At 46.1% G+C, this 18,339-nt stretch carries 18 protein-coding genes and 1 other RNA gene; 11 read left to right on the top strand and 8 right to left on the bottom strand.

Annotated features, from left to right (window positions below):
* Window positions 1–34: 34 nt before the first annotated feature.
* Together OCU60_RS02465 and OCU60_RS02460 are read right to left on the bottom strand one after the other, a co-directional pair.
* Complete coding sequence (locus tag OCU60_RS02465; protein WP_074372711.1) at window positions 35–382, bottom strand: hypothetical protein; 348 nt, start codon at window positions 380–382, stop codon at window positions 35–37.
* Window positions 383–413: 31 nt separating this feature from the next.
* Window positions 414–674, bottom strand: coding sequence for an FAD assembly factor SdhE (locus OCU60_RS02460; RefSeq protein ID WP_074372710.1), 261 nt, complete (start codon window positions 672–674; stop codon window positions 414–416).
* A 326-nt stretch (window positions 675–1,000) separates the two neighbouring features.
* Between OCU60_RS02460 and ygfZ the strand changes: the two genes are divergently transcribed.
* From ygfZ to OCU60_RS02445, 3 genes are all read left to right on the top strand, one after another.
* Complete coding sequence (ygfZ, locus tag OCU60_RS02455) at window positions 1,001–1,975, top strand: tRNA-modifying protein YgfZ (protein WP_074372709.1); 975 nt, start codon at window positions 1,001–1,003, stop codon at window positions 1,973–1,975.
* Window positions 1,962–2,453, top strand: coding sequence for an aminoacyl-tRNA deacylase (locus OCU60_RS02450; RefSeq protein ID WP_370738672.1), 492 nt, complete (start codon window positions 1,962–1,964; stop codon window positions 2,451–2,453). Before ygfZ ends, OCU60_RS02450 begins: the two co-directional genes overlap by 14 nt.
* Window positions 2,454–3,131: 678 nt before the next feature.
* Window positions 3,132–3,338, top strand: coding sequence for a DUF1107 domain-containing protein (locus tag OCU60_RS02445; protein ID WP_074372707.1), 207 nt, complete (start codon window positions 3,132–3,134; stop codon window positions 3,336–3,338).
* Between the two features lie 42 nt (window positions 3,339–3,380).
* Here OCU60_RS02445 and OCU60_RS02440 read toward each other — a convergent pair whose 3' ends face one another.
* The 3 genes from OCU60_RS02440 to OCU60_RS02430 all read right to left on the bottom strand — a co-directional run bounded on the left by OCU60_RS02440 (window position 3,381) and on the right by OCU60_RS02430 (window position 6,543).
* Window positions 3,381–4,601 carry an FAD-dependent 2-octaprenylphenol hydroxylase gene (locus OCU60_RS02440; protein WP_074372706.1) on the bottom strand — a complete coding sequence of 407 codons (1,221 nt, stop codon included), beginning with the start codon at window positions 4,599–4,601 and terminating at the stop codon, window positions 3,381–3,383.
* Window positions 4,602–4,612: 11 nt separating this feature from the next.
* Window positions 4,613–5,791 (bottom strand): 2-octaprenyl-6-methoxyphenyl hydroxylase, encoded by a 1,179-nt coding sequence (ubiH, locus tag OCU60_RS02435; RefSeq protein ID WP_074372705.1) that lies wholly within the window; start codon window positions 5,789–5,791, stop codon window positions 4,613–4,615.
* A 173-nt stretch (window positions 5,792–5,964) separates the two neighbouring features.
* Window positions 5,965–6,543, bottom strand: coding sequence for a YecA/YgfB family protein (locus OCU60_RS02430; protein ID WP_074372704.1), 579 nt, complete (start codon window positions 6,541–6,543; stop codon window positions 5,965–5,967).
* Between the two features lie 259 nt (window positions 6,544–6,802).
* On the opposite strand from OCU60_RS02430, the gene OCU60_RS02425 reads away from it, so the two are divergent.
* From OCU60_RS02425 to serA, 5 genes are all read left to right on the top strand, one after another.
* Window positions 6,803–7,111 carry a cell division protein ZapA gene (locus OCU60_RS02425; RefSeq protein ID WP_074372703.1) on the top strand — a complete coding sequence of 103 codons (309 nt, stop codon included), beginning with the start codon at window positions 6,803–6,805 and terminating at the stop codon, window positions 7,109–7,111.
* A 15-nt stretch (window positions 7,112–7,126) separates the two neighbouring features.
* A non-coding RNA gene (gene ssrS / locus OCU60_RS02420) (6S RNA) lies at window positions 7,127–7,310 on the top strand.
* A gap of 1 nt (window position 7,311) precedes the next feature.
* Window positions 7,312–7,908 (top strand): 5-formyltetrahydrofolate cyclo-ligase, encoded by a 597-nt coding sequence (locus tag OCU60_RS02415; RefSeq protein WP_205410484.1) that lies wholly within the window; start codon window positions 7,312–7,314, stop codon window positions 7,906–7,908.
* Window positions 7,909–8,062: 154 nt separating this feature from the next.
* A complete protein-coding gene (gene rpiA, locus OCU60_RS02410; RefSeq protein WP_074372702.1) occupies window positions 8,063–8,719 on the top strand; it encodes a ribose-5-phosphate isomerase RpiA in 657 nt (218 codons plus the stop codon).
* Window positions 8,720–8,968: 249 nt separating this feature from the next.
* Window positions 8,969–10,198 carry a phosphoglycerate dehydrogenase gene (gene serA, locus OCU60_RS02405; RefSeq protein WP_074372701.1) on the top strand — a complete coding sequence of 410 codons (1,230 nt, stop codon included), beginning with the start codon at window positions 8,969–8,971 and terminating at the stop codon, window positions 10,196–10,198.
* A 176-nt stretch (window positions 10,199–10,374) separates the two neighbouring features.
* Here the strand turns inward: serA and OCU60_RS02400 are convergent, their stop codons facing one another.
* Genes OCU60_RS02400 through OCU60_RS02390 form a run of 3 tightly spaced genes read right to left on the bottom strand, consistent with a single transcriptional unit; the run spans window position 10,375 to window position 13,406 of the window.
* Complete coding sequence (locus OCU60_RS02400; RefSeq protein WP_074372700.1) at window positions 10,375–11,694, bottom strand: TRAP transporter large permease; 1,320 nt, start codon at window positions 11,692–11,694, stop codon at window positions 10,375–10,377.
* A complete protein-coding gene (locus tag OCU60_RS02395) occupies window positions 11,684–12,331 on the bottom strand; it encodes a TRAP transporter small permease subunit (RefSeq protein ID WP_074372699.1) in 648 nt (215 codons plus the stop codon). The genes OCU60_RS02400 and OCU60_RS02395 overlap by 11 nt, the downstream gene beginning before the upstream one ends.
* Window positions 12,332–12,386: 55 nt before the next feature.
* On the bottom strand, window positions 12,387–13,406 hold the full coding sequence (locus OCU60_RS02390; protein WP_074372698.1) for a TRAP transporter substrate-binding protein: 1,020 nt from the start codon (window positions 13,404–13,406) through the stop codon (window positions 12,387–12,389).
* A 219-nt stretch (window positions 13,407–13,625) separates the two neighbouring features.
* On the opposite strand from OCU60_RS02390, the gene OCU60_RS02385 reads away from it, so the two are divergent.
* The 3 genes from OCU60_RS02385 to pdxR all read left to right on the top strand — a co-directional run bounded on the left by OCU60_RS02385 (window position 13,626) and on the right by pdxR (window position 18,317).
* Window positions 13,626–15,053, top strand: coding sequence for an NAD-dependent succinate-semialdehyde dehydrogenase (locus OCU60_RS02385; protein WP_074372887.1), 1,428 nt, complete (start codon window positions 13,626–13,628; stop codon window positions 15,051–15,053).
* Window positions 15,054–15,096: 43 nt separating this feature from the next.
* Window positions 15,097–16,374 (top strand): 4-aminobutyrate--2-oxoglutarate transaminase, encoded by a 1,278-nt coding sequence (gene gabT, locus OCU60_RS02380; RefSeq protein ID WP_074372697.1) that lies wholly within the window; start codon window positions 15,097–15,099, stop codon window positions 16,372–16,374.
* 143 nt (window positions 16,375–16,517) lie between these two features.
* Entirely contained in the window at window positions 16,518–18,317 is a 1,800-nt protein-coding gene (gene pdxR / locus OCU60_RS02375; RefSeq protein ID WP_074372696.1) for a MocR-like pyridoxine biosynthesis transcription factor PdxR, read from the top strand.
* The last annotated feature ends 22 nt before the right edge of the window (window positions 18,318–18,339 follow it).

The raw sequence follows: 18,339 nt of genomic DNA, 5'->3' as shown, positions 1-18,339 counted from the left end.
GTAATGTCTAGAACGCGTTTCGGCGCGCTGCTTGTCAACGGAGGTGATAACGCCTTCGTTTTTCCATCACCAAAAGCTGCCGATATGCATGATCCCGGCAGCTATCACGCCACAGAATCTGCCGCTTGCCATGTTCTCCGACGAAAATCACGAACCAGATTGCAAATGAGAGTTGAACTTGCTCAATCCTCTGCTGCTGACCGCCAGCGATCAACATGCCCGTATCCGTATATCGGCATGGTTCAGAAATCACAGGCAATAAGAGTCTTTGTTCATGCCAGAGATTCAACAGCCAGCCGATACAAATAATGGAGGGAATCAGGGGAAAATTGGTAGAAATTAATGCCCAGATGGAAAGTTGAACAATCAACCCTTGAACCATATAGGCATTCAAAGAGACTGAGGCGTAAAGATTAACGAACTTTACCAAGGTTATAAGCGACTATTTTATCAACCATCGATGCATGACTGAGATTTTCACTCCGTTTGTGCCCCATCAGCCAAGAAAAGAGATCCGGATCATCACATTCCAGTAGCGAAACAAAATCCTGCTGATCGGATTCACTCAATTGCTCAAAACATTCTTCAAAGAATGACATAATCACCACATCTAGTTCCAACATACCACGTCGGCATGCCCACTTAATACGGGCTTTCTCTTCGTCGGTATACATTCTAAAACCTCATTGATTTAATTTTTATTAGTGTATCAAGGGAGCACTCAACCCGCTACTAAGTGGGTCACAGTCCAGTCAGCGACAAAACTTATCCGATCTAACATACCTTTCTGACGATTAGCAAACCATTTATCTGAAAACGATAGCATGATTTGAACTCGCCCGTATTTGTCGGTAAATATCTATCATGAATAAATATCTATCATGAAATAGTATCGCGTGTCATCCTTGCAACACAGGAAAGCTCGCCCCAACAGTGATTTGGGAATCAAAAGATTTATGTATAGAATATCTCCATTCAATCGGCACAAGGTGATACAGACATGACACAAGAAAACAACTTTCACCCTTTCGAACATACGCCAGAGACCCCATTACCGAATTTACTCCTCACGCATCTCTCGTCATGGGGATATATTGCCACCATCGGCGCGGATCAGAAATCTTATCTGCAGGGTCAGATTACCTGTGACATCGTTTCGCTCGCGAAAGATCAATCAACGTTCGGGGCGCATTGTGATCCGAAAGGAAAAGTCTGGTCGGTATTTCGAATTTTCCGACACAACCATGGCTACGCCATGTTCCAACCAACCAGTGCAATTGATGCCGAACTCAAAGCTCTCAAGAAGTATGCGGTATTTTCCAAGATCGAGCTTACACAAGGCGATGACGTACTCCTCGGTGTGATGGGAAAAGATGCTGAAAATTATATCAATACTCTCAGTGATACTCGTGGCGATGTCCGAGAGATTGAGGGGGGCACCGCAGTCAAAATTTCTGCACAACGCTGGCTATTTATCATCAACCAACCGGCAGCCCAATCATTCATAGCCGCTTTTCAGGGTGAGAAAGTCACCGAAAGCTTATGGACCTGCTTTGACATTGAAGAAGCCCTACCGATTGTGACGGCAGATGAGCAAGAGCAACACATTCCTCAAGCGCTGAATCTTCAGGCTCTCGGTGGAATTAGCTTTAGCAAAGGCTGTTATACAGGGCAGGAAATTGTCGCGCGAGCAAAATATCGTGGCACCAACAAGCGCGCCATGTGCATCCTCAAAGGAAACATCGACGCGCCACTCAACAGCGAACAACCACTTGAATTGGAACGTTCCGTCGGGGAAAACTGGCGCAGCGTCGGCCGCTTTCTTGCGGTCTATCCATTCAGTGATCATTCCGCAATCGGTCTCATGATCCTGCCAAACAATCTGGAAGAAGATACCCGCTTCAGAATCGTGGGAGCACCACAAACCGAGTGGACGATACAACCACTTCCTTATAGTCTGGATGATGAATCCTAAACTCGATACTCAAGTCCTTGAATGCCTTCGACAGCAGCAGGTACCACACCGGCTGCTGTTGCAACAAGAAGCAGCCGTCACGATTGAAGCAGTGGCGATTTTACGTGGGATTCGCCCAGCTCAAATGGTCAAGTGTGTCCTACTGAGAGATATGAGCGAGCGTTATGCATTGGCTTGTGTGCCGGGCCACCTGTCCGTCGACCCTAAAAAAGTCAGATCCTACCTCGGGTGGCGAAGAATGACATGTGCAACAAGCGAGCAAGTTTTGCAGGTAACAGGCTATCCTGTTGGCGCGGTTCCCCCCTTACGACTTAAAACCAATATGCCGATTCTGTTTGATCCTGAAATCTCCCAACAATCAGAAATTACTATCAGTAGCGGTGACCTGCATGCCGGTATCGCAATGCAAGTCAAAGACTTACTTAAGCTTGTTCAGCCCGCCATCCTCTCCATTCATCGCGAACCTTCTGCCTGTTAGTGTAATCTATTGCAAAAATGTGTGATCAATTTCAAATATAAGCAAACCAATGAGTGAATTATTAAGCAAAAATAAAACATAAATAGTCATTTGCTGTTTTTTCACGTAATCTGTTGATGTTGGTTCAGTCATGCATTTTCACCAGAAATCGCACCTGGATCGACTAAAAAGTGACACTGATTCAAGTCAGTACATCCACTTTTTGTGTAATGCATCTGTGACTATTTCGCCCGTATCTAAACAGATGCGGGCTTTTTTTCATCAAAGTCAGGGATTTTTTTTGACAGCCATCGGTCAAAAACTATAGTGATGGATAAGCATCATAAAATTTAACAATAGCTCAGCAATTTTGTTATAAAAGTGTCACAATGTTCGGGCCTAATGGTCCACCGAGAACGGGGCTACACATCGTTGCAATGATGTGTGTAAGCTGTCTCAAAGTTAACAGAACCGATACAAACGATGCAGTTCATTCTGTTAAATATGTAGATGACAGCACAAAAATTCAATTGACTCATCATGTCATGATTATTTCACTACAAATATCACAACATGAAGAACGAAATAAAATAGAATCGTTAGAGCGAGTTGAGTTCTCACAAGGTTGATGTTGAGGTTTGCTGGCTGTGAAGTCATCAGGTTAATAATCACCTCAGATATTCAGAAAAGGACGATAATATGAGACTGTTTAAGCGCTATACACCGAGTATGATTGCTAAACATATTAGTCGGCTATTTAAAGGTAGAATCTACATTGACGGTATTGGTAAGTTTGAGTTCGATCAGGGAAAACTGATGCTTCCGGAACAAGCAGAACAACGTCATTATCGAACGGTCAAAGAAATTAATCAGGAAATCATGCGGCTAAAATGCGTATGTGCATAAGCAGAATCATAGGGCAACGAAATTCGTTGCCCTTCATAGGTGTCACTCAATAATCCCTGTTTTGGCAAGCTCCGGTAAGTGACCCCGAATCCCCAAAGCCCGTAGCATCATGTCATTTTTGACATTCGGTACTTGATTTAACACCGACATGCCCATCCCCCGAACTAATTTTTTCACCGGAAAATCTCCGGAAAACAATGTCTTAAATCCCTGCATTGCCGCAATCATCTTAGCAGCTTCAGCTTTTCTCCAGCGTTCATATTGGCGCAGGTTTCGCTGGTATCCAATGTCTTTCCCTTGCTGCCATAACATCTTGATTTCCTGAGCTAATGATGCTGCATCAAGCAGTCCAAGATTGACCCCCTGCCCTGCCAGTGGATGAATGGTATGGGCTGCATCCCCAGCTAATGCAATACGCTCACAGACGAAGTTTCGGGCATAACGCATTTTCAAAGGGAAGACCGCTCGTTCGCTGACCAATTTACATAAACCAAGATGCCGGTCAAATTCAGTACAGAGTGAGCGGTTGAACTGCTCTGCTGTCATATTTAGCAATGCTTCTGCTCGCTCAGGATCTGTAGACCAGACAATCGAACACATATGCGGATCAGCCAGCGGCAAAAATGCCAGCGGCCCCTGTGGTGTAAAAATCTGCCGTGCAATGTGCTGGTGGGGTTCTTCCGTCATGACATTCGCGACCAAAGCAGTATGGCCATAATCCCAATGCGTTAACGGAATATCCTGCTGCTGACGAACCCAAGAGTTTGCACCGTCCGTTCCCACAACCAGCTTCGCGGTCAAAGCACTGCCATTATCCAGAGTCAACCAAGCTTCACTTTCACCCACAACCAAACTCTGGCAATGCGTCGGCATAAAAAAGGTGACATTTTGCTGAGATTGAACGACATCCAAAGCCGCCAGCTGAATCACTCGATTCTCAACGATATGACCTAAATCTGGCTGAGCAAGCTGTTGACAGTCAAACTCAATCCGGGCAAAGCTGTCTTTTTCCCAAACATGCATTTCACTATAAGGCGATGCTCGACGTCGGACAATACCTTCCCAGATCCCAACATTCTTTAAAATATGCTCACTGGCCCGACTCAAGGCTGACACGCGGACATCCGGCATGTCACCTAATGTTGAATCCGGTGTATGTCCTTCAATCACAGCGATTCTCAAATCTGTATTTTTCAGTGCTGCGGCCAATGTCAACCCAACCATACCACCACCGATAATGGCTATATCAAAACTTTGCATCATATAAAAACCTTCTAACGAGATACGTATCCCAGTGTCCGAGTCAACAAGGGTTGTTTGAGCACAGGGAGGTTATCAATGGCCATCAATCCTAAATTTCTTCCCACAACCGCAGGAAACCACGCATTAGAGAACGTGTGGACCAGAGTGGAAGTCATTATCATCGTCTTTTGTCGATCGGGGGTGCGACGTTGTTGGAATGCAGAGAGCGCAGCATAACATCCGACGTCATCCGGATGGCGTCGCACTTCTTCAACCAAGGTTGCGATATCCCGAATGCCCAGATTAAATCCCTGACCGGCAATCGGGTGAAGCGTTTGAGCTGCATTACCGATAATGGCAAACCGATGAGACACCGCGCGAGAGCGATAAGTCAGCTTGAGCGGATAAGCCGCCCGTGTTCCGACACGGTTCATTTTGCCCAACCGCCAGCCAAATGTCTGCTGAAGCTTGGCTAAGAATGTATCATCGTCTTGAGAGAGCATTTCGGCCCAGGAATCAGGTCTGACACACCACGCCATTGCCATCCGTTGACGCGACATGGGCAGCAGGGCCAATGGTCCGGAAGTCGTGAAACGTTCAAAAGCCTGCCCCTGATGAGGCTGATCCAACTCAACATTCGCAATCACCGCAACCTGTTCAAAGTCACGCACCTCAGAAGTGATTCCGAGCTGATGGCAACAGGTCGATGTATTGCCATCGGCGGCAATCAATAATTTACCACGGAGCGTTGATTGATCAGCGAGCTGCACTTGCACTTCATCAGTGGTTCGCTCAACGCTTTGGATCGTTGCCGGACAAAACAGAGAAATCGCGGCACGTTCCTGCAACAAACGATGATAAACCTGACCAACATCAGCCAACTCAACCACATACCCCAGTGCAGACATCCCAAGGCGGTTGGCTTCGAGGTCCGTCATCCCGGCATGTCCCCGATCAGAGATATGAATGCTAGAAATCGGTGTCGCATAAGGTTGGATAGCATCCCAGAGCTGATATGCCTGAAGTATTTGAACAGTTCCGTCAGAAAGTGCAATTGAGCGTGCATCAAATCCGGGATGCGCTTGCGTCGAAAAATCACACGATTCAACCACAGCGATCCGAAGTTTTCCACCAAAACTGGCATCTAATGCCAGTGCCAGTGTCGCGCCAGCCATTGCACCACCAGAGATAATGACATCAAACATTTTCATTCAACTGCTTTCCGTTTGTATAGGTTCCGGTATGACTCTGCCATAAAACCTTCAGCAATCAAGCTCGCCTCAGTAAGACAGTTGCAGAGTGAGACATTCACACCTCATAACGTGGGCTGAATCACTGATATATGATTATCGGTATCAACCCAACGTCCGACAATCAAACCGATTTAGTGAATTGTGGGACGCTTGTTTTCGGTTTTGATTTGAATGCCATATTCAGCATGGATCGCCAAGACACAAGCTTTCACATGCTCGATGACCTGCTCAAGTAGTAGCGCCTGTTCCTCAAGATCATCATCTTCATCAATCCCGAGCCGAGCCATCTCTTCCAAATCAGCCAAAGCTTCTTTGGCGTCATTCGATAACTTATTGACATTTGGATGCGCTAATCCCAGACCGGAGATAAAGTGATTAATCCATTCAGAAACGGCATCGGCTAATTCAAACAGACCATGTTCACCATCGCCTGTCGGTAGAAACAGCCACAACTGAAAATGATTCTGGGTGATTTCTTCCGCTGTATGGGCCATCAGCTCACCAGCCAAACCTAATGCTGCCATCGGCCAGCCCATGCCATCATTGGTATAATCAAATAAGAGCGGCTGCCAACGCCCATCTTCCGGGCTCAAACCACCAGATAACATACCGGTTAACAGTCCATGTAGTTCTGCTGGTGTTACAGAGAGGGAAACAGACTTTAGCGTCTCAGCAAAAGACTCATATTTAGGAAACTTATTGTCACTCATAGGGCTGCCTAAAGAAAAATAAAACTAATCCTACCACCTCAGTCTCATTGCTGAAATATTCAAAACATCAAATCTGTTAAACAGTCCCGAACAATAGCCTAGGTTTTGTCCGAATTGTCTAAGATCTGTGTTTTTAACCAATCATTGACCTTGATATCAAGGGAAAGACTTGAATCTTATCGATGCTTTTCCTATAGTTTCCGTCTTGATGATACCGTCAACGTATCATTCACAGTGGCATGTTGCGAGTTCATAAGTCATGAGTAACCAAGCGGTTGATGTTGAGATTCTAGGAAAAATAACACGAGTGAATTGCCCCCCGGGTCAAGAAGACTCTCTGATTCAGGCGGCAAAAGAGCTTGATAATCGTTTGAAAGAAATGACGGAAAGAACTAAGGTGACAAATGAAGTGAAGTTACTCACGATTGCTGCTTTAAATATTTGTTATGAGTTACAAAGCCAGATAAAAGAGAATCAACAGACGACGTCTCATCTGGCGACACGGATAGAGCGCCTCTCCACATCGCTGGATCAGGTGATTCATCAAGTCGAGCAAGAGAAGTTGTAACTCAGCGCCACAAAATTTACCCTGAAGTGTTCGTCAGCGGATTACGTCCCTGAGCCGATAAGCAATACATAAGGGTTGGTATTTGTTGGCTATTGAGCAAGCTCGGCACGCACCGAGAAGCCTACGGTCAACATTACTAATCCGCCTTGAACCAGCTGGTTCAAGGGTCAAACATCTGCAACGGCACTTTGGGGTTCCCTATGCACCAAAACAACATGACTCGCGCTGATTTCAGAAAGCAGATCCGCGCCAGAAGAAAACAACTCTCTGACGCGTTTCAGCAAGCTGCCAGTGAGCAGATAATTCGTCAGCTTTCCCACTTACCCGAACTGGATACCAGCCAACATATTGCCATTTATTTATCAACCGACGGGGAGCTCTCAACCCATGCATTGATCGAATGGCTCTGGCAACAAGACAAGTCAGTTTATCTCCCCGTGATTCACCCTTTTTCAACAGGGCAACTTCTTTTCTTACGCTATACACCAGATACAGCCATGGTTCAGAACCATTACGGTATTGCCGAACCACGACTGAATCAACAGCTGATTCTTCCGACGCGGCAGCTTGATCTTATTTTTACCCCATTGGTTGGCTTCGATGCATCAGGACACCGTCTCGGTATGGGAGGCGGCTATTATGATCGAACGTTAGAACCTTGGTTTAAAAGCCGAAGCGGTGCCAAACCGCTCGGGCTTGCCCACTCGTGTCAGTTTGTCGAACGACTTCCGGTTGAATCCTGGGATGTGCCACTGCCAAAGATCGTTACGCCCGACAAAATATGGTCATGGGAATAAACGGGCATATAACGGTGCAACACGATGTGATGCAAGACAGAGGAAAAGAAAGATTGACGCTGCAACTCCTGTGAAGATGAGTATATAATCCTTCGCGGAAATATCGATTACATATTCAGATGGCATTTACGCGCAATCAGCAGGAGATCAATACATGACCCAGGACGAAATGAAAAAAGAGGCGGGATGGGCAGCACTCAAATATGTCGTCAAAGGTGGCATTATCGGAGTAGGCACCGGCTCAACCGTCAATCACTTTATCGACGCTTTAGGGTCAGTCAAAGATGATATTCAAGGTGCGGTCTCCAGCTCAAAAGCATCGACAGAGAAACTTGAAGCATTAGGGATTCAGGTATACGACTGTAATGATGTTGAAAAACTGGATGTCTATATTGATGGTGCCGATGAAATCAATCCAACGCGGGATATGATCAAAGGCGGTGGTGCAGCCCTCACACGGGAAAAAATCGTTGCTGCAATCTCCGATACATTCGTGTGTATTGTTGACGGCACCAAAACCGTTGATGTGTTGGGTAAATTCCCGCTGCCTATCGAGGTCATTCCAATGGCCCGGGAGCAGGTTTCCCGAGCGCTGAAAGAACTTGGGGGAGAACCGGTTTATCGTGACGGAGTGCTGACAGATAATGGCAATATCATCCTCGATGTACACAATATGCAGATTACTGAGCCCAAAGCCATGGAATCAACCCTCAATAATATTCCCGGTGTCGTCACCAATGGCTTATTTGCACATCGTGGAGCAGATATTGTGATTATCGGGACGCCAGAAGGCCCCCAATTTATTGAGTAACTCATTAAAATCATTTGCACCAATATGGATAAATCGTGAAAAACGGTACATTGCGTGCCGTTTTTTTATTAGCTATAGAAAAATTATTCCTTATGACGGAAATTTCTTACCAATTGGAGATTTTTTTTGTTACTTTATGGTGAGATGATGCACTAGGCAAACGTTTGCTTGTTAATAAAATGCTAAATTCTCTGTTTTGGCCACCGTGCACCTCATTTCTTCATCTTTCCATCGTTAAGGACAAAAATAATGGCCAAGGTTTCATTGGAAAAAAACAAAATTAAAATTTTACTTCTTGAAGGTGTGCATAACTCTGCAGTAGAAGTGCTTCAGGAAGCTGGCTATACCAATATCGAATATCACAAAGGTTCATTATCCGAAGCAGAACTATTAGAATCCATTCAGGATGCTCATTTTGTCGGTATTCGTTCCCGCACCAACCTGACGGAGAATGTTATCAACGCAGCGAAGAAACTGGTTGGTGTCGGTTGTTTTTGTATCGGGACCAATCAAGTTGATTTAAGTGCGACAGCAAAACGCGGGATTCCGGTCTTCAATGCTCCCTTCTCCAATACCCGTAGTGTTGCCGAACTGGTTATGGGTGAAATTTTGCTGCTACTACGGGGCGTGCCTGAAAAAAATGCATTTGCGCACCGCGGTATCTGGAAAAAAAGTGCAGACCAGAGCTTCGAAGCTCGCGGGAAAAACCTCGGGATCATCGGTTATGGCCATATCGGTACTCAGTTGGGGATTATTGCTGAAAACTTGGGGATGCGGGTTTATTACTACGATATCGAGAACAAACTCTCTCTGGGCAATGCCATTCAAGTCGCCTCTCTGGCAGAACTGCTAGGCAAATGTGATGTCATCTCTCTGCATGTGCCTGAAACAGCAGACACCAAGAATATGATTTCCAGTAAAGAATTCTCTCAAATGAGACCGAATTCAATCTTCATCAATGCGGCACGGGGAACCGTCGTCGATATTGATGCCCTATGTGGTGCATTGGAATCAAAACAAGTAACAGGGGCTGCAATTGACGTATTCCCAGTTGAGCCAAAAACCAATGCAGACCCGTTCGAATCGCCACTGCTTCAGTTCGACAACGTTATCCTAACACCACATGTCGGTGGATCAACGCAAGAAGCGCAAGAAAATATCGGGATCGAAGTGGCAGGCAAGATTGTCAAATACTCTGATAATGGCTCGACAGTATCCAGCGTCAACCTGCCAGAAGTATCACTGCCAGAACTCAGAGAATGTTCTCGTCTGCTTCACATTCACCAAAACCGTCCGGGTATCCTCAATCAAATCAACACGATTTTCGCTGAGGATAGTATCAACATTGCCGCACAGTATCTGCAAACATCTGCTGATGTCGGTTATGTGGTCATTGACGTTGAAACAGCCCGCTCAGAAGAAGCGCTGCGTAAACTGAAGAAAATCGAAGGGACTATCCGCGCTCGGATTCTGCATTAATCCCATCTTAGTATCTCAGGTTCAAAGCCCTTTCTCTGTGGAAAGGGCTTTTCTTTTTGGCCGTCGCCATTACGCAAACCGATACTGACAGCCAAAAACACGGTAAAAAAACCTGCCTCAGGCAGGTTTTTATTAAACGACTAACACGGGTAAACAATCGTCCGTGATACAGACCTCTAATGAATGACCAGATTCGGTAACCAAGTCACCAGATCCGGGAAAACCATACAAATAACCAGCACAATAAACTGTACGGTAATAAACGGTAATACCGATTTATACAGATCCAACATTGTCACACCTTTCGGGGCAATCCCTTTCAGATAGAACAACGCAAAACCGTAAGGCGGTGTCTGAACAGCAATCACAATATTCAGGATCATCAACACACCGAACCAAATCGGATCGTAGCCAAGTGACACCGCAACCGGCGTAAATATGGGTGCACACATCAGCACAATGATAAATTCATCGATGATGAATCCCAGTAACAGCATGATCAATTGGAACATAATAATGATCATGATCGGTGGTAAATCCAACCCTTGGGCAAACCCGGACACCATCCCTTGAATTCCCATCAATAAATGGAAATTACTGAAAACCGATGCACCGAGAATAATCCACATTGCTACACTCACCAGCAGCGCGGTTTGCATTCCCGAACGTCTTAACATCTCCGGTTTAAATCGCTTAAACAGGATCGATAACAGGATCGCCCCCATCACCCCCAAAGCACCAGATTCAGTCGGTGTTGCAATCCCGGCGATAATACTGCCGAGAACCACCACAATCAGAGCAAGTGACGACGCACCGTCTCGGATGGTTTTAAACCGCTCGTATCCTTTCGGCACCTGAATATCGTTGTCAGAATCAAGCGGGGCGCGTTCCGGATTCAATTTACAAGAGATCACCACGTAAGTGATCAACAGAACTATCGTAATCAATGCTGGAATCATGGCTCCCAAGAACATTTTGCCAACTGAGTTTTGGGTCGCAGAAGCAAACATAATCATTGGAATACTCGGTGGAATAAGAATTCCCAAAGAGCCACCAGCCATAATGACCCCAAGCGCAAGCTTCTTGTCATAGCCACGATCAAGCATTGGTTTGAGTGCAATACTACTGGAAGTCATGATACCGGCACCGATGATGCCAACCATGGCTCCGATCATGGAGCAAACCCCAATGACACTAATGGCCAAAGAACCGCGCAACCGGCCGATCAGCAGTTGACTGGCATTAAACATGGCATCCCCAATCCCGGACCGGGTGAGGATCTGTCCCATATAAATATAAAGCGGAATCGCTAACAGAATAAAATTGAAAAATGTGCTCTCAACGGTGGTCGGCACAATATTAAACAGCGTCTCTCCCCAAACCAAGTAACCGACGCCCATGGCAATGCCACCCAATGCCAGTCCCACCTGCGCACCTAACACAAAAGCGGTCAGAATACATGCCAGCAAAACAAGGGTTAACATCTCAATTCCCATTTGAATTCTCCTTGTCAAAAACGGACTTCTCTACGGGATGATCCTCAGCCCGAAACGGCTCATCATCTAAACTGACATGGAAAGGCTGCTCATCTAAGCTGACATGCGGATGCACCGTTCCGCTCAATTCACGTCCGGTGAAAAGGAAAAATAGATTACTGATCAATTCAGTTGAATATTGGGCAACAAAAATACTCGCAGAGACGGTGATCATCAGCCAAAAGTGATGCATCGGCGGGGCCCATTCACTCTTGGTTCTGTAATGATATTGAAGGCTTTCCAGAAACATGCCATAGCAAGTTTTGATCATGACCACTAAAAATCCTATCGCCAGAATCGCAGTGATCAGGTCAAAAATCCGGCGAGTCTTTTCCGAGACTTTACCGTGTACGATGTCGACGTTAATGTGTGCTTCACGTTGCTGCGCATATGCACCGCCTAAGGCGGCAATATATCCAAACAGAAACAGCGAAGTGTCATACCCCCAAATGGTGGGTTTATCTATCACATAACGAGCAAAGACTTCGTAGGCAACAATCGTGGCTAGTACAGGAAGCAGATATGATACCGAACGCCCGATTAGGCCAACAACATATCTGACAAACTGGCAATATCCTCTTAGAATTGGTTCAACCATATATACTCCCAAACCAATCAAGGTGAGTCATCAGACTCACCTTGATTATTCCTTGTTACTGCTTCTTATTGAGGATCTCAACAAGCTGTTTTGAATAAGGGTCGGCACTGGCATATTCCTGTGCAAGTGACACCCCAGCGGCTTTCCAGGCTTTTTTGTCTGCTTCAGATGGCTCAGGACTCCATTTCAGTCCTTTTGCTTCCATTTCCGCCACAGCCTGTGACTCCCACAGTTTTGACTTCGTCAACTGCTCAATCGCATGTTCAGCCGTCGCACCTTTCACAATCGCTTGCAGATCTTTCGGCAATTTATTCCATGCTTTTTGGTTCACAATAATCGGTAACACCTGAGCACCGGCAATGGGTAGAGGATACATGTATTTTGCAACTTCCACATGGTTACCATCGCGGTGATCAATCATATTTGAACCGATAGAACCATCGATGACACCGGTTGCCAGTGAAGTATAGATTTCACTCCAAGACAGAGAAACAGGTGCCGCACCGAGGTTACGCAGGAACTTACCATAGGCACCCGGTGCACGAATTTTCATGCCTTTAAAGTCAGCAATCGAGTTAATTGGTTTTTTGGTAATGATATAAACCGGGGGCTGAATATAAGGTTCCAGCCAGACGATCCCTTGAGAGGCATAGGCTTTTTTCAACACATCGCCCCAGCCCCGCTCATGAAATAATGTCATGAGTTCACTGGCATCCGATGTGCCACCAGGCAAACCGACCTCCACAACCCCAGCCGGAAACTCACCCGCATGCATCGGTTGGAAAGGGGCTCCCATTGTAATCAGACCGGAACGTACAGCACCTAAGATACCACTGGTACCTACGCCTTCTCCGGAGTACAGAACTTGCACCGCAATGCGGCCATTGGACATGATTTGAATATTTTTTGCCAAGTCTTCATAAACGGCACCAAATGCAGTACCGCGGCCGTATAAATTTGCAAAACGCCAATTATATTCAGCGGCAAAACTGACCGTAGAACTCGCAAGTGCGCTGACACCCAGCGTGACTGCCAGTAATGTCTTCGCAAGCTTCTTTCCCTTTAACCCAAACATAGAAATTCCTCTTCCTGTGTCGTTACTTGTTTGTTACTGATTTGTTTCACAGGTTAATATGAAGAAAGCAAAACCAAAGCAATAGAACCAGAAAGACAATTTGTATGGTACCAGCCAGCAACTTATCGCTGGTACCACATAATTGATCTAACTGGTACTTCGGGTGGTGTCATTTTTAGATCTACCATTCTCCTTACAGCTAACAAAAGAGACACAATGATGGACCAAATTGTTAACAAAAACCTACTCAAAGCAACGTGTCCTTTCAGTGAAGATGCGATTGCAATCCTCAATCCGGCAACCGATGAAACGCTAACTTATATTCCTTCGGTTCAGACAACGGATATCCTCACTTTGATTGAGAAATCAAAGCAGGCTCAACAAGCTTGGCAACAACGTTCAGCCGCAGAACGCTCGACCATCTTAAAGCGCTGGTATGATCTCGTGGTTGAAAACAGTGATGATCTCGCCCGGATTATGACCCTCGAACAAGGCAAGCCCTTAGCGGAAGCCAAAGGGGAAGTCATGTATGGTGCCTCTTTCATTCAGTGGTTTGCAGAAGAAGGGAAACGCACCTACGGTGATACAATTCCGGCACCGGCGTCAAACAAACGTTTAATGACGATTAAACAACCGGTTGGTGTGGCAGCGGCGATCACGCCTTGGAATTTTCCTATCGCAATGATCACCCGTAAAGCAGCCCCCGCGCTGGCGGCAGGGTGTAGCTTTATCGTCAAACCCGCCAACCAAACCCCGCTTTCTGCCTATGCCATTGCAGAATTAGCGTACGCAGCAGGATTGCCAAAAGAGCTCTTAATCGTGGTGAACAACCACTCTTCAGTGGCCGTTGGTGATATTTTCTGTAGTCACGATGATATCAAGAAGTTGTCTTTCACAGGCTCGACTCAAGTTGGTAGTCACCTGATCAAACAGTGTGCAGAAACGATCAAGCGTACCTCAATGGAATTAGGCGGCAACGCACCATTTATCGTCTTTGATGATGCAGATATCGATGAAGCAGTCAAAGGTGCCATCGCCTCAAAATTCCGTAATGCCGGGCAGACCTGTGTGTGCGCAAACCGCTTCTATGTTCAGGACAGCGTTTACGACCAATTCGTTGAAAAATTTGCCGAAGCCGCGGCAGATCTGAAAGTCGGTAATGGCGTGGAACCCGGTGTGATTATCGGTCCGCTGATCGATATGAAAGCGAAAAACAGTGTGTTGGGCTATATCAATACAGCCGTCGAACAAGGCGCAAAAATCGCATTTGGCGGCCGCTCTCTGGAAGGTCTCTTCGTTGAACCGACCATTCTGACTGAAGTCACTCAAGATATGGAGATTGTACATACCGAACTATTCGGTCCGGTCGCTCCGATTGTTCGCTTTTCCAACGATGATGACTTGGTCGAAAAGGCCAACGATACGATTTACGGATTAGCCAGTTACTTCTACACCAGTACGCTGAATCGTGCATTCCGTATTGCCGAACAGCTTGAATACGGCATGGTTGGGATCAATGAAGGCATTATCTCCAATGAAGTCGCACCATTCGGTGGTGTAAAACAATCCGGCTTTGGCCGGGAAGGTGCCAAACAAGGGATTGATGAATACCTCAATGTCAAATATCTCTGCTTCGGCGGCTTCTGATATCTCACAATAACGACTGTTTGAATGTGAAGGAATAAAACTCATGACAAATATGGAATGGCAAGCCCGTAAGGAAAAAGTCGTCGCAAAAGGGATGGCTAATCTGGCGCCAGTTTATGCAGTAAGTGCGAAAAATGCGATGATCACAGATATTGAAGGCAAAACGTATATCGACTTTGCCGCTGGGATTGCCGTGAATAATACCGGGCACTCTCACCCACAGATTATTGAAGCCGTGAAAAAGCAGTTAGACAGCTTCAGTCATACCTGTTCAATGGTCACGCCTTATACGAGCTTTGTTGAACTGGCTGAAAAAATCGTGGCGAAAACACCGGGAAATTTTGAGAAAAAAGCGGCATTCGTGACCACCGGTGCTGAAGCGGTAGAAAATGCGGTGAAAATTGCACGGGCACATACGGGCCGTTCAGGCGTCATTGCCTTTAAAGGCGGCTTCCATGGACGGACAAACATGTGTATGGGACTCACCGGAAAAGTCGCACCCTACAAAGCTGGTTTTGGGCCGTTTCCAAACGAAATCTATCACTTGCCATTCCCGAATGATTATCATGGGGTCACTGAAGCGCAAAGCCTGAGTGCTTTGGACGATTTGTTCACCTGTGATATCGAGCCAAGCCGTATCGCGGCAATCATTTTCGAACCGATTCAGGGAGAAGGTGGTTTCTATCAGGCTCCCGCATCCTGGGCACAGAAAATCCGCGAAATATGTGATAAACACGGTATCGTTTTAATTTGTGACGAAATTCAGACCGGCTTTGCCCGAACTGGCAAAATGTTTGCAACAGAATACCTAGGCATTGAGGCAGATCTGTTCACCATGGCCAAAGGTATTGCAGGGGGATTCCCACTGTCCGGGGTTGTCGGTAAAGCAGAAATTATGGATTCAGCCAATCCCGGGGGCGTCGGCGGAACTTATGCAGGCTCACCGCTTGCTTGTGTTGCGGCGTTAGAAGTGCTCGATATCATTGAAAAAGAAAATCTCTGTGAAAGAGCGCAACATATTGGCTTGCAATTTAAGGAACAATTGACTGAATTGCAAAAAGAGATTCCCCAAATTGGTGATATTCGCCAAGTCGGTGCCATGATTGCAATCGAGTTCAATGATCCTGACAATGGTGCACCGCTTGCTGATCTGACCAAACAGCTTGTGGTAAAAAGTAACCATGCCGGTGTGATTTTGTTATCTTGTGGGGTAAAAGGAAATGTGATTCGCTTCCTGCCACCATTGACGATTGAGCCAGAACTGATCGTCAAAGGCCTTGAAATCATCAAAGCAGAATTACAAGCGTTGCTCGCTCACTAAGTACATTCAGAGAAAGGTACATTCAGAGAAAGGTACATCCAGAGAAAAGTACCTCCAGCGAAGATGCGGTCACGTTGCATGTCCGTATCTTCGTTGCTTCACTCGGATTAGTCAGCGGCACAAGAAACAGTTGTAGGAGCCGTATGCTAAGCCAGTATATCCACCTTGATCCGCAGGATTCCAAAACCCTGCAAGATCAAATCAAAAGCAGTCTTGCCAAAGCAATCTTCGATGGCTTCATTCCTAAGCAATCTCCCCTTGCCTCTTCACGGAAGTTAGCAAAAGATCTCAATGTTTCCAGAAACACAATTTTGCGCGTTTACGAGCTACTGACCGAAGAAGGGATCCTTGTCTCCATTGAGCGCAAAGGCTATTTTGTCAACCCAGCTCTGGACATCTCCGTCACACCACTCGCTTCGACAACCCCACAAGAACAATCAACCCAGCTTGATTGGAGCCGTTATCTGATCTCTGAAAACAGTGTTTCGGAACGCGAAGCCAAAGCGCTCAAAAATTATGCTTATCTCTTTGTCAGTGGCGTTGTTGATGAGGACTTATTCCCAGTTTCTGAATGGCGCAAATGCAGTATTCAGTCTCTCAATCGCATCAATCATCGTACTTGGACATCAAATGACTCAGACTATGATGAGCTGATTGAACAGATCCGCATCCGCGTGTTGACCAAGCGTGGCATATTCGTCAATCGAGACAATATCGCTATCACACTCGGGTGTCAGAACAGCCTCTATTATCTGTCAAAACTGCTCCTCTCGGCTGACTCCTCAATTGCGGTTGAAAATCCCGGTTATCCCGAGGCATTACACCAGTTTCAGGCCAGACGCGCAGAGATCGTGCCGATCAATGTGGATCAAGAAGGGATGATGATTGATGAACGACTGACCGACTGCCAACTGGTTTATACCACGCCAAGCAATCAATTTCCGACGACTGTACGTCTGTCTGCCAGTCGTCGCCAGAAGCTCCTTACGCTGGCTGAGGAACATGACTTCTTGATCATTGAAGATGACTTTGAACATGATATTAATTTTATCGAAGACACTTGTCCGCCACTGAAAAGTGAATCATCCAGTGAGCGTATTATCTATATCTCCAGTTTTTCTTCGACAATTGCTCCGGGGTTACGACTCGGGTATATCGTTGCTCCCGCCCCCTTGATCTCACAAATAAAGGCCCTTCAGTTCAGAACACATAGCTTACCTCCGAAGAATAATTGTCAAACCCTTGCGTTGTTTCTCAGCCTTGGATATTACGATGCGCTGGCTCAAAGAATGCTCAAACGTTATCGGGAAAAATGGCTGACGATGGAGAAGGCACTGAATTACTATTTTCCGCAGTCAGGTGTGACACCTTCATTGGCAGGGACGGCTTTCTGGATCGACTATAAACAGGGATTCGATGCCGGGAGATTTGAAGAACTGGCCGAACAACATGGTATTCTGATTAACAATGGCGCCAAATACTATTACTGTGATGAACGGACCAATAGCTTCCGGCTGTGTTTCCAATCTATCAGAACGGAACAGATTCGGGAAGGGATTGCGCTTCTTTCCCAAATCGCTAAACAAGTCATGCCAATCGAAACCCTTCAGGAATGTCAGCAACCGCCACTCCGTAGTAAAGCGATTCGTCATCTGCTGAAAAATCAGACCCTCTTAACCAAAGACTGTTTTAATATTCCTTACCGAATCACCTTTCAGGCCGATGGCAAAATGACGGGGGTTTCTGACCGCCCTAATGATATGGATGAGGGCTATTGGTGGGTTGAACACGATCAGTTTGTTTACCAATGGCGTAATTGGCAGTTTTCAGATATCCGAAAAATCACCATCGTTGTAGAGAACGGAGCAGTGAAACGATTTGATGAAGATGGCTACTTTATTGGCGAGGCGCAGCTGATATCCAATCAAATTGGATACCCGTAAAAAAACCGGCTGATGCCGGTTT

Source organism: Vibrio spartinae (assembly GCF_024347135.1).
GTDB classification, from domain to species: Bacteria; Pseudomonadota; Gammaproteobacteria; order Enterobacterales; family Vibrionaceae; genus Vibrio; species Vibrio spartinae.
The sequence above is the reverse complement of the archived record's forward strand: the minus strand, read 5'-3'. Positions and strand labels throughout refer to the sequence as shown.